The sequence below is a fragment of the Streptomyces sp. JHA26 genome (genome assembly GCF_002005565.1).
Lineage (GTDB): Bacteria > Actinomycetota > Actinomycetes > Streptomycetales > Streptomycetaceae > Streptomyces.
Genome location: NZ_BDJC01000003.1, coordinates 1 through 19509, shown reverse-complemented (window position 1 = coordinate 19509; position 19509 = coordinate 1). Strand labels below are relative to the sequence as shown.

The window sequence follows — 19509 nt, the reverse complement described above, 5'->3', positions numbered from 1 at the left end:
CGGCCACGGTTCCCTCAGGTCTCCAGGCGTGCGCGAAGGGCCCGCTTGTCGACCTTGCCGACGCCGGTCACCGGCAGCCGTTCCAGGACCACCAGCTGGTCCGGCACCTTGTAGGCGGCGACTCCCCGGCTCTTGAACGCGGCCTGCACCTCCCGCAGGGTCGGCGGGTGCGCACTGTCCCTGGGGACGACGCAGGCGCAGGTCCGCTCCCCCATCAGGGGGTCGGGCAGGGCGAGGACGGCGGCTCCCAGCAGCGGGAGGGTGGCGAGCAGGTGTTCCTCCACCTCCAGCGTCGGCACCTTCTCCCCGCCCCGGTTCACGACGTCGTTGGTCCTGCCGACGACCTCGAAGTCGCCCTCCGCGGTGCGGCGCACCAGGTCGCCCGTGCGGTAGAAGCCCTCCTCGGTGAACCGGGTGAGGTTGCGTTCCCCCGCGCGGTAGTACCCACGCAGGGTGTAGGGCCCGCGGGTGAACAGCTCGCCCGTCTCCCCCGGTCCGGCCTCGGTCCCGTCCTCCCGGACCACCCGCACCTCGTCGGCCGGGGACAGCGGTCGCCCCTGCGTGTGGACGATCACGTCCTCGGGGTCGTCGAGCCGTGTGTAGTTGAGCAGTCCCTCCGCCATCCCGTACACCTGCTGGAGGGTGCAGCCGAGGGCCTTCGGCACCTGCCGGGCCGTCTCCGGGGCGAGCCGGGCACCGCCCACCTGGACGGTGCGCAGGGAGGACAGGTCGCACTCCGTCCACTCGGCCGCGTCGAGCCACAGCGGCACCAGCGGGGGCACCAGCGAGGTGATCGTCACTCCGGCCCGTTCGATGAGCGGGAAGCACACGTCCGCGGTGGGCGCCGGGGCGAGCACGGCCGTTCCTCCGGCGCGGAGCGTGCCCAGGACGCCGGGGCAGCCGAGCGCGAAGTTGTGCTCCACGGGCAGCGCCGCGAGGTAGACGCTGTCCGGCCCGACTCCGCACAGCCGCGCCGTCTCCCGCAGTTGGTACGCGTAGTCCGCGTGCGTCCGCGGTATCAGCTTCGGCGGTCCGGAGGTGCCGCCGGACAGGAGGAACAGGGCGACGTCCTCGGGATCCGGCGCGGGCAGGGCGACGGGATCGGCGTCGAGGGAGGACAGGGTGGTGTACGGGCCCGGGTCACCGGCCACGAACACGTGCCGCAGGCTCTCCGCGCGGTCGAGCACCTCCCGGGCGACGAGCCGGAAGTCGCAGTCGAGGACGCGTTCGGGGCAGACGTAGGCGACGGCCCCGGACGTCGTCACGAGGTGGGTGATCTCGGTCGAGCGGTGTGCGGGCAGGGCGTACACCGGCAGGATGCCGGTCCGGAAGAGTGCCAGGCTCAGCACCACGAGGTCCACGTCGTTGGGGAGTTGGACGACGACCCGGTCGCCGGGCGCCAGGCCCGCGTGCAGCAGGCCCGCGGCCATGCGGTCGGCCGCCCGGTCGAGCTCCTCGTGGGTGACGTCGCCGGCCGCCGTCACCAGCGCGGTTCCGGACCGCCGTTGCGGTGCGGGCGCGGTCCAGGTACCGAGGACGTCCGTGTTCCAGTACCCCTGCTCCCTGTACGCGCGGGCCACCGGTTCAGGCCAAGGCACGCAGCCCTCCAGCATGGGGATCCTCTCTGTCCGTTGACGGAAACGGTGTGCGGCCGTCGTCGTCCGACGGCGCGTCACGGTGTGGACGGCCAGGCGGTGGCGGTCTCGGGCAGCGCCGCGCGCACCGCCTCGAAGACGCGCGGGAGAACGGTCTCGCGCCGGCTCTCCAGGTAGAAGTGGCCGCCCGTGAAGACCTCCACCTCGCAGGGCCCGGTGGTGAGCTCGCCCCAGGCGGCGGCCTCCTCCGCGGTGACCTCCGGGTCGTCGGCGGCGTACAGCACGGTCACCGGGATGCCCAGCACCCCTCCGGGAGACGGCCGGTAGGTCTCGATGACCCTGTAGTCGCTGCGGACGGCGGGCAGCAGGGCCTCCAGGAGCGCGTCGTCGTCCATGACGTCCCGGGCGGTGCCGCCGAGCCTCTTCAGGTCCGCGAGGAGTTCGGCGTCGGTGGCGCGGTGGAGGTCGCCGCCCCGGGTCCGGTGCGGGGCGGGCTGACCGGAGACGACGAGCGCCGCCGGCGGGCGGCCGGTCAGGGCGAGCCTGCGCGCGGCCTCGTAGGCCACGGAGGCACCCATGCTGTGTCCGAAGAACACGCAGGAAGCGGACTCCTCGCCGGTGAACCCCCCGCTCAGCCCGGGGACGAGGTCGTCCAGGAGGCTCTCCATGTCGGTGGCGGTCCGCTCGCCGAAGCGGTCACCGCGGCCGGGGTACTGCACCGCGCGCACCTCGACGTCCCAGGGGGCGTCGAGGGACCAGCCGCGGTAGCCGCCCGCGGCACCCCCGGCGTGGGGGAAGCAGACGAGCCGGGAACGCGCGTGCGCGCGCCGGGAGAAGACGCGTGGCGCGGAGGACGCGCGGTGGTCCGCCGGGGTCACAGCTCGCCCTCCTCGAACTCCTCGGACGGGCCGCCCGGCGCTCCCGCGGGAGCGTCGTCGCCCGGGTCCCGGTCCAGGCCGCGCCGGGCCCTCAGCTCGCCCACCAGCGCGGCCATTCCCGCCACGGTCGGGGCCCGCAGGACGTCGCGCATCGGCAGTTCCACGCCCAGCCGGCCGCGGACGGCGGCCACCAGCCGGGTCGCCGTCACACTGTCCCCGCCCAGGGCGAAGAAACCCGCGCCGCGCGCGGTGACCGGCGTGCCGAGGACGCGTGCCCAGAGCTCCGCCACGGCCTCCTCCACGGGACCCCGTGGGGGATCCCCGACGCCCTCGGCCGGAGCTGCGGCGTCCCCGAGAGCCTGCTCCACCCGCTTCCGGTCCACCTTGCCGTTGGCGCTCAACGGCAGTTCGGCCAGGCCGACGAGGGAGCCGGGGATCATGTGGGCCGGGAGCCGGTCGGCGAGCCAGGAACGCAGCGCCGACGGGTCGGCGACGCGGTCGGCGTCGTCCCCGGCCGGGCGCCGGGCGGTGATCAGCACCACGCCGTCGGGCTCGCGCCCGGACAGCTCGCCCCGGGTGAACCCGGCCCGTTCCAGGGCCCGCAGCCACCGGGTCGCGTCGGCGGCCGGGGACGCGGCGGGCACCGTCGGGACCGCCAGGGGGGAGGCCGTCTCCCCCGCGACGAGGAACACCCGGCTGCCGGGCCTGCCCAGCAGGGCCAGCACCCGCGCGGCGGCGTCCGGATCCGGCTCCCGGCCCAGGGCGTCGTTCACCACGAGGACGTCGAACGCGGCGAGTCTCGACTCGGGTACGGCGAAGGCGTCCTGCCGGGCCGTCCGTACCCGGTGCCCGGAACCGGCGAGCCGGGCCTCGGCGGCGGCGATCCGGGCCTCCCGCTCGTCGAGCAGCACGTAGTCGACCGTGCCGGGCTTCAGCCGCTCCAGCAGTGCGGCCGCGCTCCGGCCGCCCGCGCCCGCCCACTCGGCGACGTCGAGCACCCGGCCGCCGTCGTCGTACAGGGCCCCCACCTCCCGCGCCACGGCGTCCAGGCAGGCGCCGACGCCGGGCAGCCGGAGCGCGAGCCCGTCGGGGGACAGAACGGGGTCGTCGGCCAGGGCGTCGGTGTCCGCGGTGCCGGCGAGCACCGCGGACAGCAGGGGCATCGCCCCGGCCCAGCCGTCCACGACCTGCTGGAGACGGCCGCCGGCGATCCGGTCGCGCAGCGCGCCGGCCCGTGCTCCGTCGCGGACCACGGCCCAGCGGGGGCCGCGGGCCACGGTCCCGGCCGAGCGGGTCAGGACCTGCCGTTCCCGGAGGAAGTCCAGCCAGCCGGCGAACAGCCGGCGGCCCGTCTCCGCCACGGGCAGCGCGCTCACCTCGACGGGCCGCTCGCCGGGGCCGAGCAGGGGGTCCAGCAACGCGGCGAGAAGCGTCTCGGCCAGCTCCGCCTCCTGCTCACGGGCTTCCCGCCCCCGGCCGTCGGCGTCTCCCGGTGTCCGGGCCCCGCCCGGGGCGGGTACGGACGCCGGAGCGGATGCGGACGCCGGAGCGGATGCGGACGCCGGGGCGGGCAGGAAAGCCGCCGCGATCTCCCGCGTACGGTCACCGACGACGACGGCGAGGGCGTGCGAGACCGCGGGGTGGGCCTGCAGCACGGACTCGATCTCGCCCAGCTCCACCCGGAAGCCGTTGATCTTGACCTGGTGGTCGATGCGGCCCAGGAACTCGAGCGTGCCGTCGGGCCAGTAGCGTCCCTGGTCGCCGGTGCGGTACCAGCGCCCGTCCGAGGCCCGGGGGAAACGTTCCCTCGTCAGCTCGGGGTCGCCTCGGTATCCCCGCGCCACACCGGTTCCGCCGATCCACAGCTCCCCGGGCACCCAGTCCGGGCAGTCCCGGCCGTACGGGTCGACGACCCGGAACCGCTGGTTGGCCAGCGGCCTGCCGTACGGGACGGAGCGCCAGTGCGCGGGCACGGCGGTCACCTCGTGCGCGTTGGACCAGATCGCGGCCTCGGTGGCGCCGCCGAGGGCGACCAGCCGGCACCGGCCGTCCGTCGCGCGGTCCAACCGTCCGGGCAGGTCGAGGCCGATCCAGTCGCCGGAGAGCAGCGCGAGGCGCAGGGATGCCGGAAGGGGCGCCCCGTCGGCCGCGGTGAGGAGCATGTCCATCAGCGCGGGAACGGAGTTCCACACGGTGACGGCGTGGCGCTCGCAGAGCGCGAGCCACCGGTGGGCGTCGCGTCGGTCGGTCTCGTCGACCAGCACCAGGGCGCCGCCCTCGGCGAGCGGGCCGAAGACGTCCCACACGGAGAGGTCGAAGTCCAGGGCGGAGACGGCCAGGACGCGGTCCGCCGGCCCCAGACCGTACCGCTCGTCGATGTCCTCGACGGTGTTGACCGCGGCGCGGTGGCCGACCTCGACGCCCTTGGGCGTGCCGGTGGAACCGGAGGTGAAGATGACGTACGCGCTCTCGTCGGCGGACACCTCCACGGGGGCGTCCAGCGGTGCCGCCCGGAGGGCCTCGGAGAGGGGCAGGAAGGGGGTCGCGGTCCCCGTCGGCGGCGGCGCCCCGGTGCCGTCCAGGACGAGCTCGCAGCGGCTCAGCGCGTGGATGCGGTCCCGGCGCCCGGCGGGCTGGTCGACGCCGACGGGCACGTACGTGCCGCCCGCGGCCAGGACGCCGAGCACCGCCGCGATCTGGTCGGGGCCCTTGGGCGCGGTGACGACGACCGGGCTGCCCGGTCCGACCCCCCGGGCGGCGAGCGCACCGGCCACGCGCAGCGCGCGGTCCGCCAGTTCGCCGTGGGTGAGACGGCCGTCCTCCCCCCACAGCAGCGCCGGGTCCCCGGCCCGGCCGGCCGCCCGCTCGAAGAACGCCTGGTGCAGCAGACGACCGCTCTCCCGCCGGGTCACGGAGTTCACCTCGGTGCGACGTCGCAGCTGGGACTCGGGCAGGGGTATGTCCGGCGGGAGGCTCCAGTCGGCGGTCGCCAGGCGCCGTACCAGGTCGGTGTACGCCGCGAACATGGTGGCGGTCACGCCCTCGGGGAAGAGCGCCTCGACGACGTCCCAGGCCAGCAGCAGACCGCCCTCGCGGGTGCCGTACACCTGGTGGTCGAGCCAGACCTGGGGGGTCTGGGAGACCATCCAGGACAGCTCGCCGAAGCGGGCGGCGAAGTCGTCGGGCACCAGCGGGGCGTCGAGGTTGCAGGCGAAGACCACGGGCGCCGTGCGCGGGGTCGCGGTGTCGGTGCGCACGAAGTCGCGCAGCACGTCGACGCCCGTGTACGCGGCGTGGCCGACGTCGTCGTGCAGGCGCGCCTGGATCGCGCGGGCCCGGTCGGCGAAGCCGGCGTCCGCGGGCAGGTCGACCTCGAGCAGCAGCAGGCTGGTGAAGTCGGCCACGATGCGCTCGATGTCGGGATGGAGGTCCCGGTCGCGGTCGAAGAGGGGGATGTTGAGCAGGAACCTCTGCTGTCCGCTCCATCGCACGAGGATCTCGGAGAAGGCGGTGACCAGTGACACGGCCGGGGTCAGGCCGTGCTCGGCGGCCCGGCGCTGAAGGGCCCGCCACTCCTCGGGGGTCAGGGTGTGGCTGCGCCGTGCGAAACGCGGCACGCCGATCTCGCCGGGGTCCGCCGCCAGCGGGAGGGCGGGCCCGCCGGGGAGTTCCGGCAGGCGCCGCCGCCAGTACTCCCGCGCCCGCTCGCGCCCGGCCGCCCGGGAGGCGGCGGTGTCGGCGAGGTACCGGGGAAAGGTGTACCGCGGTGCGGCGCTGTCCGCGGGATCGGCGTAGAGCGCCGCCAGGTCGGAGAGCAGCACCCGGATGCTGTGCACGTCGGCGACCAGCAGGTCGGCGTTGACGTGGATGCGCTGCGCCCCGCCGGGGCAAAGGCTCAGCCGGACGTCGAGCACCTCGCCCGCGGCGACGTCGAGCACCCGGTGGGAGAGGTGTTCCCGCAGGTCCAGCAGGGCGTCCTCGGCGGTCTTGGCCGGGAGCCCCGTGAGGTCGTGGACCGTCAGGCCCGGCCAGGTGACGTCCTCGGTGATCCGCTGGGTGCCGTCGTCCGCGAACGAGGCGCGCAGCATGGGGTGCCGGCGGACGAGGGCGACGACGGCCCGCTCGAGGCGGTCCGCCGCCACGTCCCGGGTGTCGATCTCCAGGTAGGCGTGGCACCCGACGCCGCCGAGGGGCCGGTCGGCGCCGCGGCCGATCCAGTAGGCCTGCTGCACGGCGGTCAGCGGGAACGGCGCGCGCTCGTCGACGGGGGCGACCGGGCCGGGCGCGGGCTCCGGCTCCGCCCCGGGCTCCGGCCCGCCCGCCGCCGCGCGCGAGGCGAGCAGGCCGTACCAGGCCCGCAGCCGCGGGTCCTGGGCCATCTCGGTGAAGTCGACGCCCGCGCCGGACCGGTTCATCCGGTTGACCAGGGACATCAACTGCAGGGACTGTAAGCCCAGTTCGAAGAGGTTCGTGTCGTCGTCCCCGGGGCCCAGCTCGATTCCGAGGAGCGCGGCGACCTCCGTGCGGAGATCCACCGGCTGCCCTGCCGTAGTGCCTGACATCCCTACCCCCGTGTGCCGGTCGGTGTGTGACGGGCGAGCGCTCGCCATCGTGCCTTCAGGCCGCCACGTGCGCGGCGATTCTCCAGAATTCGGCGTACCGGCCGCCGCGCCGGACGAGTTCCTCGTGCGTGCCCTGCTCCACGATCCGGCCGTCCTCCAGGAAGACGATCAGATCGGCGCTCTCGACGGTGCTGAGGCGGTGGGCGACCATGATGGTCGTGCGGCCCGCCATGAGCCGGTCGAGGCCCTCCTGGACGGCCGCCTCGCTCTCCGGGTCGAGGGCCGAGGTGGCCTCGTCGAGCAGCAGCACGGGGGCGTCCTTCAGCAGGGCGCGCGCGATCGACACCCGCTGCCGCTCGCCTCCGGACAGCGCGGCGCCGCCCTCGCCGACCTGGGTGGCCCAGCCGTCGGGAAGCCGGTCCACCACCTCGTCCAGGAACGCCGCCGCGGCCGCCGTCCGCACCTCCTCGAAGGTGGCGTCCGGCCGGCCGATCCGGACGTTGTCCTCGATGGTGCCCTCGAAGAGGTAGACGTCCTGGAAGACCATGGAGAGGCGGGACATCAGCTCCTCGCCGTCGATGTCGCGCACGTCCACCCCGCCGAGGCGCACCACGCCCGAGTCGACGTCGTGGAACCGGGCGACGAGCTGGAGCAGGGTGCTCTTGCCGGCGCCCGAGGCCCCGACGACGGCCACCCGCCGGCCCGGTTCCACGTCCAGGGAGAGTCCGTCCAGCACCTGGCGGCCGCCGCGCCGGAAGCCGACCGACTCCAGCCGTACGCCGTCGTGGGCCGGAACCGCCGGTCGCTCGGCGCGCGGCAGCGGGGGCTCGGTCAGGACCGCGTCGATGCGTTCCAGTTCGCCTCGGGAGACCCGCATGATGCCGCCGAGGTCGGCGAGGGACAGCAGGGGTTCGACACAGCGTGCCGCCAGGACCATGATCGCCAGCAGTTCCGGGGCGCCGAGGCCGCCGTCCAGCGTGAGGTACACGCCCAGCGCGAGGACGGCGGTGAAGACGGCCTGGACGGAGAAGGTCAGGCCGAGCATGCCGGGCACGCCGCTGAGAGCCGCGCGCCGGCCGCTGCGCCACTGCTCGTGCAGTGCGTCGTCCAGGAGGCCGAAGCGCTCGCCCGTCCGGCCGCCGGCGCGCAGCACCGGCTGGGCACGGACGAACTCCACGACCCGGCCGGCGGCCTCGTCGCTGCTGCGCGCCCGCTCGGCGTCCTGGCGGGCGGTCGCCTTCGACGTCCAGCGCTGCACTCCGGCGATCAGCGGGGCGGCGACGAGGCCGGCGAGGGCGAGGCGCCAGTCGAAGAAGAAGAGCACCACGACCACGGAGAGCGGGATCAGGGTGGCGTTGATCAGGGGCCGCAGCCGGTGGGCCGGTACCGACATGACCTCCATCACGCTGCGGCTGGTGAGCCCGGAGACGTCCCCGATCCGGCCGGGGGTGAACCAGCCCAGCGGCAGTCCGGCGAGGTGGTCGCCGAGGCGGTGGTGCAGGCCCCGGGAGAGCTCACCGCCGGTGCGGAAACCGGACTTGTCGCTGAAGTAGCCGAGCACGGAGGTCACGGCGACGGCGACGGCGAAGGCGGCCAGCCACGGCCAGGCGTCCTGCGCGTCGTCGCGGAGCAGGGCCCGGAGCAGCGGGATGAGCAGCGCGTAGGACAGACCCTCCACGACGGCGCAGACGGACATGAGCGCCACGGTGCGGCGCAGGGGGCCCGAGTGCCGCTCGCCCAGGACCCTCAGCAGCAGCCTGATCATCGGTGGATCTCCCTCTTCTGGCCGGCACGCGCGCGCCGGGCACGCCACAAGGCGGCGAACTTTCCGTTCAGAGCCAGCAGTTCGTGGTAGGTACCGCTCTCCACGATCCGCCCCTCCTCCATGACGACGATCCGGTCGGCCTGGGCGACGGTCTCCAGCCGGTGGGCGATCACCAGTTGCGTACGGCCCTGGACGAGGTTCGCGAGGGCGGCGCGGATCTCGGCCTCGGTCTTGGCGTCGGCGAAGGACATCGCCTCGTCCAGGACCAGCACCGGGGCGTCGACGAGCAGCGCCCGGGCGATGGAGAGGCGCTGCGCCTCGCCGCCGGACAGTCCCACGTCCTCGCCGATCACGGAGTCGTATCCGCGGGGCATCGCCTGGATGCGCTCGTGGATGCCCGCCGCGCGTGCCGCCCGCTCGACGGCGGCGCGGTCGGCCTCCGGGACGGCGAGGGCGATGTTCTCGGCGATGCCGGCGCGCAGCAGCCGGACGTCCTGGAGGACGAACGAGACGTGGCGGTACAGCCGTTCGCCGGGGATGTCGCGGAGGTCGGCACCGCCCAGGAGCACGGACCCGCTGGTCGGGTCGGAGAACCGCGGGACCAGTTGGGCCAGCGTGGACTTCCCTGCGCCCGAGGGACCGACGAGCGCGGTGGTGGTGCCCGGTTCGAGGACCAGGTCGATCCCCTGGAGCACCGGGCGGCCGGAGTCGTAGGCGAAGCCGACGCCGCGGAACTCCACGCGGTCGCCGTGCGGTTCGGCCGGCCTCACCGGCTCGGGCAGCGGCGGTACGTTCAGCATGTCCCGGATCCGCTCGGCGGACCGTTCGGCGGCGTGCACGTTGTCCAGGCCGTGGCCGAGCGCGGCGATGGGCGCGGTCAGCGCGACGGCGAGCAGCGGGAACGGCAGCAGGTCGGCGGGGGGCATGGCGTCGGCCGCGATCAGTGCCGTACCGCCGGCGAAGACGAGCAGCAGGACGAACGGCGGGGAGAGCACCAGGGCCGCCAGCGAGGCGAGGCCCGCGGCGTCCGCCACGTAGGTGAGGAAGAAGTCGGCGAAGTCGTCCGCGGCCTTCCGGTAGCGCCGGTGGGCCTGCCCGCCGCCGCCGAAGGTCTTGACGACCGAGATGCCCTCGACGAACTCGACGGAGGCGGCGCCGATGCGCCCCATGGCCTCTCCCATCCTGCGCCCCTCGCGCTGCCGGGCCTCGCTCTGCAGCAGGCGCTGCAGAGCGAGGCCGAGGAGCACCGGCACGAGCGCGACGAGCGTCAACCGCCAGTCCACCCACGCGAGGTACCCGAACGAGGCGAGCGGGACGACGACGGCGGAGGTGGCCTCGACGGGTGCGTGGGCGATGAGGTGGTGCAGTTGGTCGACGTCGCCCTGCACCACGCCGTTGATCTCGCCCGAGCTGCGGCGGGAGTACCAGCCGAGCGGCACCCTGCCGAGGCGCTGGGCGAGCAGCCGCCGCAGCGAGAGCTGGAGCCGGCCGTCGACGAGGTGGGCGATGCCGCCGGACGCGGCGGCGAGGACGACGCGGACGAGCAGGCCGCCGACGCCGAGCCAGACGGCGAGCCAGGCGGCACCGTGGTCCGCCGGTCCGGGGTCGAGCAGCACCCGGCCGAGTTCGACCACCGCGATCAGCGGTGCGAGACCGGCGAGGGAGCTGACGACCTGGAGGACGAAGACGGTGACGAGGCTGGTGCGGTAGGGACGGAGCAGGCGCAGGAGCACCTGGCGGGAGGTCGCGGCCGGACCTCCCGGGTCGCTCTCCGGACCGCCGCCGTCGACCACCTCCCCACCATCGGCACGGCTGTGCAGACCCTCTGCCGTGGCCATGGGATTCCCCACCTTTCGGGCACGACCGTCCGGTCCGGAAGCGGGCAGCACTGTCACGACCGGACGGCAAGTTCCATGAAGACAGCAGTAACTTTACAAGTATAAGAACTCACCCCGCAAGCGGCCCGGGAAACGCCCCCGGGCCGCTTCCGGAGGCCCGGGCGGCCGCGCCGGGCGACGAATCGCGGCGCGGGGATTCCGTCCAGACGATGCCCAGGCGTGGCCTGAAACGATCGTGTGAACCCCTGTCCGGGGCGGCCACCACCCTCACCACAGGAGAGCGGGGAAGCGTGCGCTTTCTACTGCTGAGCGGGCTCGGGCCCGCCAACCTCAATTCACCGTATCTGGAGGGATCGCTTTTCACGGCGGATCCCTCCGACGCGGCCCGGGAGATGCTCCGGAGAGCCGGAAGCGCGGACCTCGATCTGCGGCGGCTGGCCTTCACCCAGCACGGACGCGAGTACGCCCTGCTCCGGCCGCGTTCGGCCACGACCCCCCACCTGACGACGGTCACCCTCCTGTCGATCCTGGAGAACAGCGGCCACAGTTTCGAGCGCCTGGACCTGGGGGACGTCTGGGAGGGCCGCGCGAAGGCGCCGGCGGGCGACGTCGACGTGGTGCTCCTGTCGACCACGTACATCTGGAACGGCCCCATCCTGGGCTCGGCCGTACGGTGGGTCCGGGAGAACCTCCCCGGCACGCCGATCGTGGCCGGCGGGCAGTTCACCAACCTCAAGTTCATGACGGCCATGCGGGACTTCCCGGAGATCCTCGCGGTGGTCCGCGGCGACGGCGAGATCGCCCTGCCCAAGACCCTGGACGCGCTGGCGGGCCGGGGCCGGCTGAGCGCCGTGCCGAATCTCGTGTGGCGCGACGGGGACACCGTCCGCATCAATCCGGTCGAGTACGTCGACATCGACGACTTCCCCTCACCGCAGATCCTCGGCGATCAGTCGATCGTCCCCTACGAGTCCATGCGGGGCTGTCCGTTCGACTGCAAGTTCTGCTCGTTTCCCGCGGCTTCACCCAAATGGCGATACAAATCCGCCGAGAAGATACGCGACGACTGGATCTCCTATGCCGACCGGAACGGCGCGGACGTCATTTCGGCGATGGATTCGACTTTCACCATTCCGCCGACCCGACTGCGTCGTCTCCTGGAGATCCTCCCGAATTCGGGTGTTCCGAGGTGGGAGGGGTTCAGCCGCGCCAACACGCTCAATTCGGCGGACGTGGTGGCCGGTCTCGCGGCCTCGCACTGCTTCCAGCTGCACATCGGTTTCGAGTCGATGAACGACGGCACGCTGAAGCGCATGAGCAAGCGGGTCTCGGTCAAGCAGAACCGCCGGGCCGTCGAGCTGCTCAGCCGGAGCGGGATGTCGTACTACGGCCTCTTCATCGTCGGTTACCCGGGCGAGGACCCGGAAATGTTCCAGGACACGCAGGACTACCTCCTGCGGGAGTACTCCGGGCACTACGCGCTCTCCAGGTTCTCCATCACCGACGAGACCATGCCGCTGTGGCAGGACCGGGAGGAACTGCGGATCGTGGCGGACGACCCCACCGATCCCGCCTCGCCCTGGTCCCACATCGGCATGGACAGCGCGCAGGCGGCCCGGCTGCAGAAGGAGACCCTCGACAAGGTGCGGCTGGCCAACGACAAGACCGTGCTCAGTCTCTGGCAGCACGATTACCAGCACTGGCTGATGCCCCGTCACGACCACGCCGTCAACATCGCCGTGGAGAAGTGCCTGGAGCGGATGGCCATGGCACCCCTGGACTACACCGACCTGGACGAGGGGGCCGCCGTCATCCGTGACAACCTCCACCGGCTGACGGAGTTCGGCGTGGAACTCGCCCCGCCGGGACGCCGGTTGGTCTGCGACCCGGTCTGACACCGGCTCCCCGGAGGGGACGAGAGGCGCGGCGGGCTCCCGGCCCGCCGCGCCTCTCGTCCCCTCCGGGGAGCGTCACAGCACGCCTTCCTCCATGACCGGGTCCGCGGGGACCACACCCGCGGCGGGTGTGTCGTCGGAGAAGGTGACGACCGTGTCGGGCAGGTGCCGCCGCAGCGCGTCCAGGACGCCTCGGGCGGGCAGCACCCGCGCGGCCCGGTGCACGCCCCGGGGCACGCGTCCCCGGGCCACCTCCCGGGCCGCGACCGCGCCCACCACGCCGGTCATCGCCGAACCGTCCGTGCCGCGGACCACCACTCGGCGCACCGTGGCGCCGTCGGGGCCGGACCGTTCCAGGACGCCGCACAGCACGTGGTACGGCGAGCGCCCCAGGGCGTCCAGCGTGCTGGCCCGCACCACGTCGGCCGCCCGCGCCTCCGGACCGCCCGCCCGGTCGTCGCCGGACCGGTGGCGGTTGAGCGCGTCGAGCAGGTGGTGCCCGTCGAAGCCGTTGTACCAGCGGGCCTCGGCGAGGCCGAGGGCGCGGGCCTGGCCCACCAGCTCCTGGGTGAGATAGGGGTACACGGTCACCGGATGCGGCACCCCCGCCACCAGGCGTTCCTCGGCGCCGCGCAACGCGCCGCGCACCACGTGCCCGTCGCGCCACTGGGCGCGCGGTGTGCCGTAACCGCGGTCCAGGCTCAGCAGGTAGTCCATGGCGCCGGTCCGGGTGAAGGCGCCGAGCGACACGTGGTACCCGGTGAACCGGGCGGTCCCCGGCGGGGTCCGCCCGTCCGTCAGCAGCCGGGGCAGCAGCCCGGACAGGCCCGGCACGAGGCCGGCCGACAGGACCGCCGTGCGCTCGCCCGCCGGGGCGGGAGCGGGCCCGCAGCCGTCCATCACGTCCACGTAGTCGGCCCCCGCGGCCGCCGCCGCCCGGCGCGGACGGTCGGCCAGCTCGTAGGCGGGCCCCGCGCAGTGGAGCACCACGTCACAGCCCTGGGCGAACCGGTCGAGGCTCGCCTCGGACCGGGCGTCGGCCTCCCCCGCCTCGACGGCCCCGCCGAGGGCGGCGGCACAGCGCGCCGCCGCCTCGGGATCCCGGCCGCCGATCCTCAGCCGGAACTCCCCCTCGGCCGCCAGCACCCGGGCGGCGGCCGCGCCGACCGCCCCGTACCCGCCGAGGACACCGATCAGCGGCGCCCCGCCGCTCACCGGCCGTCCTCCGCGAGCAGTGCGCGCGCCACGGCCTCGGCGTTCGGGGGCTGCACGCACGTGAAGTGGTCGCCGGGCACGTCCACGACGCGCAGTCCCGCGCCGCACACCTGCTGCCAGTAATCCGTCATGTCACGGTGCATGCCGGGGAAGATCTCCGCCTCCCCCGTCTGACGGACGAACGTCGCGGGCAGCTCGCAGGGCGCCGCCTCGTGCGAGGCGACGGACACGAGGCTGTGCTTGACGATGCGGTACAGCCTCGACAGCCGCTCCGGGGAACGGAGTTCCGCGTCCCCCGCCGGCATCGACGCGCCGATGGCGCGCAGCCGCTCCTCCTGGGACCGCTCGGCGAGCGCCCGGAAGGCCCGCAGCGCCTCCCGTCCGGGCCCGGTCAACGCCGACTCCGGACGGTCGGCGAGGCTGCCCTGCGGAACGGTGTCCGCGAAGTGCTCGGTGGTGACCCGCACCAGCTCGCGCGTCGCCGACTCGTCCCGGGGGTACCCGAGCCCCACCAGGTCCGCCCGCATCAGCCGGGCGAAGATGTACTCGGCCAGCAGGTCGTCCTCCACGAGGTACGGCACCCTGTAGCTGCTGATGACGGTCAGGCCGCTCACCTCGGCACCGGCGGCGGTCAGCCGGCGGGCGAGTTCGGGCACCAGCAGACCGCCCATGCAGTAGCCGACGAGGTGGATCCGCCCGAGCCCTTCGGCGAGCAGGGCCCCGGCGTGCCGGTCGGCCAGCTCCGCCACCTGGGTGCGCGGGTCCGCCTTCAGGAACGCCTCGATGTCGTCGACGACGAGACCGGCCAGGGGGAGCCGGTCCCCCAGTGCGCCGATCACCGCCCGGTAGGGGATGAGGGTGCCCGTCCCGTCGTGCACCAGGACCCGGGTGGCGGTGTCCGCCGCGCCGGCGGCACCGTTGCTGATCCGGACCAGCGGGGAGGCGGGGGCCGCCCCGGCGAGGCCCGGGACGCCTCCGCGGGTGGCACCGAGGTGCTCGGCCAGCGCCGCCACGGTCGGCCGGTTCATCACCAGGCGCAGCAGGTCGTCCCATTCCAGGTCGGCGGCCTCGGGAAGCCGTTCGCGCATCCTGGTGACGAGCCGTGCCACGAGGAGCGAGTCGCCGCCGAGGTCGAAGAAGTTGGCGTCGCGGCCGACGAAGGTGACCGGCAGCACGTCCGCCCAGAGCGCGGCCAGGGCCTGCTCCATGCCGGCGCGCGGCGCGTCGCCTCCCTCGTCGACCCGCCCCTGTGCCGCGGAGGCGGTCCACGCGCCGAGGCGGGCCCGGTCGACCTTGCCGTTGCCGGTGAGGGGGATGCGGTCCACGACCTGGAGCTCCGCCGGAATCATGTACGGGGGGAGCCGGTCGCGCAGATGACCGACGAGCGCCTCGGGCCGGAGCCGGGTGCGGTCGGCCTTGAAGCGGGACGCGAAGACGTGCTGGCCGATACGGGACAGCGGGCTGTCCTCCTCGGGCAGGCAGAAGGCGACCTCGGCGCCGGCCTCGCGGAGCATCCGCAGCCACTGCTCGCGTCCGAAGAAGGTCTGCCCCGTCTCCCGGCGTTCGTCCTCGAAGCCGTGGAGACCCGCGTTGAACTCCATGGAGGTCATGACGTGGTACGCGTCGCGGGTCGCCTCGATGAAGACCAGCCAGCCGCCGGGCGCGAGGAGCTCCCGCAACCGGGCGAGGACGTGCTCGGCGTGCACGGAGTTGTGCAGGACGTTGGCCAGCAGGATCACGTCGAACGAGTTCGGCGCGAGGCCCTGGGCGCGGTGGTCGCGGTTGAGGTCGAACAGGCCGTAACGGACCCAGGGGTGGTCCCGGAACTTCTCCTGGGCGGCGGTGAGGAAGAAGTGGGACAGGTCGGTGAACAGGTAGTCGACGTCCAGGCCGTCGAGCTCGGGCACCAGGACCGTGCTCGTGCCCCCCACCCCGGCGCCGATCTCCAGGAGCCGGAGCGGGTCGGGGCCGTCGTGCCGCCGGGCGATCTCGCGCATCGCGGCCACCACGACCGCGTTGTTGTGACGGCTGATCAGGTTGTCGCGGTACGCCGCCTCGGCGGTCTCCAGGCGGCCCTCCGGGAAGAGCAGCGTCTTGAGGTCGATCTCGTTGCGCACGAGCGGGGCGAGGTTCCGTTCGGAGACCCGGTGGTAGCGGACGAGTTCGGCGCCCCAGCGGATCCGGGGTTCGAGCGCGTCGATCCGCTTCAGGACGGCCTCGTGCTCCCCCGGTGCGTCCTTCCCCAGTTCTCGGTAGCGGCCGGTCTCCGGGTCCTGGAGCAGCCGGCCCTCCTCCTCCAGAGCGGTCAGCCAGCGCCGTACGAGGTAGTGGTTCTCGGGGGCCGCGCCGACGGCCTCGATGATCTCCTCGGCGGTGTGCTCGGCCGTGGTGTCGGGGAACAGCCCGCAGGACCGGAACAGGATCGCCATCGACTGGAGCGCGGAGAGATCGAGCAGGTCGACCATCTCGGCCACCTCGTCCGCCGCCACGGCGCGGACGGTCTCGGCGACGCTCGCGACCGCCTCGTCCCGGAGCGCGGCGGGCAGCGGGGGCGCGTCGGTCCGCACGGGCTCGGCGAAGGCGACGAGCCGGCGGGCGGCGCCCTCGCCCTGGACGATGGCCGCGGCGGCCTCCACGGCGGGAGAGGTCTGCAGCGCGGCCTCGACCTCGGCGAGCTCCACCCGGTGGCCGTTCAACTTCACCTGGCGGTCCACACGGCCGAGGAACTCGATCGCGCCGTCCTCCAGGCGCCGGCCCATGTCGCCGGTGCGGTACAGCCGTTCGCCGGTGGCGGGGTGCGTCACGAACCGTTCGGCGGTGCGCTCGGGGTCGCCGAGGTAGCCGAGGGCGAGGCCGGCCCCGGCGATGTACAGCTCGCCGGTGACGTGGGTGGGGCACTCGCGCAGCAGCGTGTCGAGGACGTGGAAGCGCTGGTTGGCGAGGGGTTTGCCGTACGGGATGCTGCGCGCTTCGGGATCGACGGTGGTGACCGGGTGGCAGATCGACCAGATGGCCGCCTCCGTGGCCCCGCCGAGGCTCACCACGTCCAGTCCGGGCACACGGCGTCGCACGGCGTCGGGGAGGGTGACGGGTATCCAGTCGCCCGACAGCAGGGCCAGCCGCAGCCGGGAGACGTCCGCACCGGGCTCGGTGCGGAGGTACTCCTCCAGCATCTGCATCTGCGCGGGCACGGAGTTCCACACGGTGACGGCGTGCTCCGCGAGCAGTTCCGCCCAGTGTCCGGGATCGCCACGGCGTCCGGCGTCGGGCAGGACCAGCGCACCACCGGTCGACAGGGGGCCGAAGATGTCGTAGACCGACAGGTCGAAGCCGAGCTGGGCCAGTCCGAGCACGCGGTCGTCGGCGGTCACCGAGAAGCGGGCGTTGATGTCGTCGACGGTGTTGAGCGCGGCGGCGTGACTGATCATCACGCCCTTGGGGACGCCGGTGGAGCCCGAGGTGTAGATGACGTACGCGAGGTCGTCGGGCTCCGCCCGGTGTCCGCGGACCGCCCGGTCCCGCGGGGCGGCGGGGGCCAGGGTGTCGACGGCGATCTCCCGGGTGCCCGCGGGGAGGTCCAGGGAGGACAGCAGCGCGGACTGCGTGAGCACGAGGTGTGCCTCGGCGTCGGTCAGTACGGCGTTGCGGCGCAGGGCCGGCTGTGTGGTGTCCACGGGCAGGTAGGCGCAGTCGGCGAGCAGCACGCCGAGGACGGCGACGACCTGTTCCCAGCCCTTCTCCATCACGATGCCCACGCGTCGGCCCGGTCGGACGCCGGCGGCGAGGACGGCGTCGGCCACGGCCCGCGCCCGGCCGAGGAGTTCGGCGTAGTCGAGGCTGCGCGAGGAGGTCACCACCGCGGTCCGGTCGGGGGTGCGTTCCGCCTGGTCGACGACCGCGGTGTGCAGGAGCTGGTGGCGGCGCGCGGCGGCGGTGTCGTTGGCCTCGGCCACGCGCCGGGCCTGTCGGGCGGGGAGGGCCGGCGGGTCGGTGTCCTCCCAGGCGGCGGAGGTGTCGAGGAGCCGCGTCACGAGATCGGAGAAGGCGGCGAACATGTCGTCGACCATGCCCTCGGGGAAGACTCCCTCGCGGACGTCCCAGTGGACGAGGAGGCCACCGGCGTCGTTCATGACCTGGCAGTCGATCCAGACCTGGGGGGTCTGGGTGATGCCGTGGACCAGCTCGCCCCCGGGCATCAGCGAGGCGGCGGACTCGTCCCCGGCGGAGCCGCTGAGGGTGCTGGTGAAGGTGACCGGCAGCAGCGCCTCGGTCCGTCCGCGGCGGCGGGCCAGCTCCCGCAGCACCTCGACGCCCGAGCAGAGCCGGTGGTCCAGGTCCTCCCAGAGGCGGTCCTGTACGGCACGCATGCGGTCGACCGGTGTCGCGCCTTCGGTGAGGTCCACGGCGAGCAGGCTGGTGGAGCTGAAGTCGCCGACGACGCGGTCGACGTCGGGCAGCAGCGGGAGCCGGTTCTGCACGGTGAGGCTGAGGGTGAAGCGGGGGTGGCGGCTCCAGCGGCCGACCGTCTCGGCGAAGGTCTGCAGGAGGACGGTGGAGGCGGTCACGCCGGCCTCGGTGGAGCGTCGGGTCAGGGTCTGCCACTGCGCGGGCGTCAGCCGCAGCCCGTGCCGGGTGAAGCGCGGCGGGGCGCCGAGCGAGTCGGTGCGCAGCGGCAGGTCGGGGGCGGCCGGCAGGTCGTCGATCCGGGACCACCAGTAGTCGCGGTCGCGCCGGTAGCGGGTGCCTTCACGCGCCGCCCCCGCGGCGAGCACGTAGTCGCGGAACGTACCGCCCTGCGGCTCGGGCCGCGGGGCGGTCGTACACAGGTCCGCCAGTTCGGCGAGCAGCAGCCGGATGCTGCTGTAGTCGCAGATGAGCAGGTCGACGGCCACGTGCAGGACCAGGGCCTGGTCGGTCTCGGTGGCACGCAGGTCGAACAGGGGCCACTGCTCGGTCGGCCGCACCTGGTGCGACATCTCGCTGCGGGTCGCCTCCAGCGTGCGCTCCCGGACCTCGGCGGGGGCGCCGCGCAGGTCCTCGCCGCGGACCCGGTAGTGCGGAACCTCCGGCAGCACCCGCTGGTACCCCTCCGCGGCGACCACCGCGCGCAGCATGGGGTGTCGTCGGATCAGCCGGTTCCAGGCCTCCTCGATCCGCTCGACCCCCCAGTGCGGGAGAGCGATCTCCAGATAGCCGTGGCAGGCCACCCCGCCGTAGTCGAACGCTCCGCTCCGCCCGAGCAGGTAGGCCGCCTGAACGTCCGTGAGCGGGAAGGGTTCGTGCGCCGCCGCGGGATCGGCGACGACGGCGGGCCCGTACTCCTCGACGCGCAGCAGGGCGAGGACGGCGTCGCGGTGGGTACGAAGCGTCTCCAGTCGCTCCGGCGTCATCGCCCCCTGTGGCGCGCGGTAGCGGAGCTTTCCCCCCTCCTCGTACATCACCACTCCGGCCGCTTCCAGTTCGGCCGCGAACTCCCCGACATTCATGATCGGTCGCCCTTCCTCGCCCTTGAGCACGCACTCTGCTGAAACAGCCACACGGGGACGTCAGCTTGGCGCACCGGCACTGGCGAAGTTCTGGATGTCCGACCGGCCACGGGACGTCCGGCCGGCCATGGAGCGAGGGGCGGGTCTTCGAGGTCGGCGGCGCTGGCGTCGGCGTCGGCGTCGGGAGGCGCGGGAGCCGCTGTCGGGCATCCGGCGGAACCGCCGTGGGCCCGGACGCCCTGCCGGCCGGTGGGCCACATACGCGGTACGGCGGC

Annotated in this window: 8 protein-coding genes; 1 reads left to right on the top strand and 7 read right to left on the bottom strand. The window is 73.9% G+C overall.

Features of this window, described 5'->3' with window-relative positions:
• Positions 1-14 precede the first annotated feature (14 nt).
• The 5 genes from JHAT_RS02490 to JHAT_RS02470 form a co-directional block, all read right to left on the bottom strand.
• Complete coding sequence (locus tag JHAT_RS02490) at positions 15-1613, bottom strand: AMP-binding protein (protein ID WP_077796361.1); 1599 nt, start codon at positions 1611-1613, stop codon at positions 15-17.
• Positions 1614-1672: 59 nt separating this feature from the next.
• Positions 1673-2473, bottom strand: a complete 801-nt coding sequence (locus JHAT_RS02485; protein WP_077796360.1) for a thioesterase II family protein — start codon at positions 2471-2473, stop codon at positions 1673-1675.
• The gene (locus tag JHAT_RS02480) at positions 2470-7008 is read right to left on the bottom strand and encodes a non-ribosomal peptide synthetase (RefSeq protein ID WP_253195378.1); all 4539 of its coding nucleotides are present in this window, start codon (positions 7006-7008) and stop codon (positions 2470-2472) included. The genes JHAT_RS02485 and JHAT_RS02480 overlap by 4 nt, the downstream gene beginning before the upstream one ends.
• 82 nt (positions 7009-7090) lie before the next feature.
• Positions 7091-8800, bottom strand: a complete 1710-nt coding sequence (locus JHAT_RS02475) for an ABC transporter ATP-binding protein (protein WP_077796358.1) — start codon at positions 8798-8800, stop codon at positions 7091-7093.
• Complete coding sequence (locus JHAT_RS02470) at positions 8797-10638, bottom strand: ABC transporter ATP-binding protein (RefSeq protein WP_077796357.1); 1842 nt, start codon at positions 10636-10638, stop codon at positions 8797-8799. The genes JHAT_RS02475 and JHAT_RS02470 overlap by 4 nt, the downstream gene beginning before the upstream one ends.
• A 290-nt stretch (positions 10639-10928) precedes the next feature.
• Here JHAT_RS02470 and JHAT_RS02465 point away from each other — a divergent pair, with 290 nt between their 5' ends.
• Positions 10929-12533 carry a radical SAM protein gene (locus JHAT_RS02465; protein WP_171990706.1) on the top strand — a complete coding sequence of 535 codons (1605 nt, stop codon included), beginning with the start codon at positions 10929-10931 and terminating at the stop codon, positions 12531-12533.
• Between the two features lie 75 nt (positions 12534-12608).
• On the opposite strand, the gene JHAT_RS02460 is transcribed toward JHAT_RS02465, so the two are convergent.
• Both JHAT_RS02460 and JHAT_RS02455 read right to left on the bottom strand, forming a co-directional pair.
• Entirely contained in the window at positions 12609-13748 is a 1140-nt protein-coding gene (locus tag JHAT_RS02460) for a saccharopine dehydrogenase NADP-binding domain-containing protein (protein WP_171990705.1), read from the bottom strand.
• Positions 13745-19285, bottom strand: coding sequence for a non-ribosomal peptide synthetase (locus JHAT_RS02455; RefSeq protein ID WP_253195377.1), 5541 nt, complete (start codon positions 19283-19285; stop codon positions 13745-13747). The genes JHAT_RS02460 and JHAT_RS02455 overlap by 4 nt, the downstream gene beginning before the upstream one ends.
• Positions 19286-19509 lie beyond the last annotated feature (224 nt).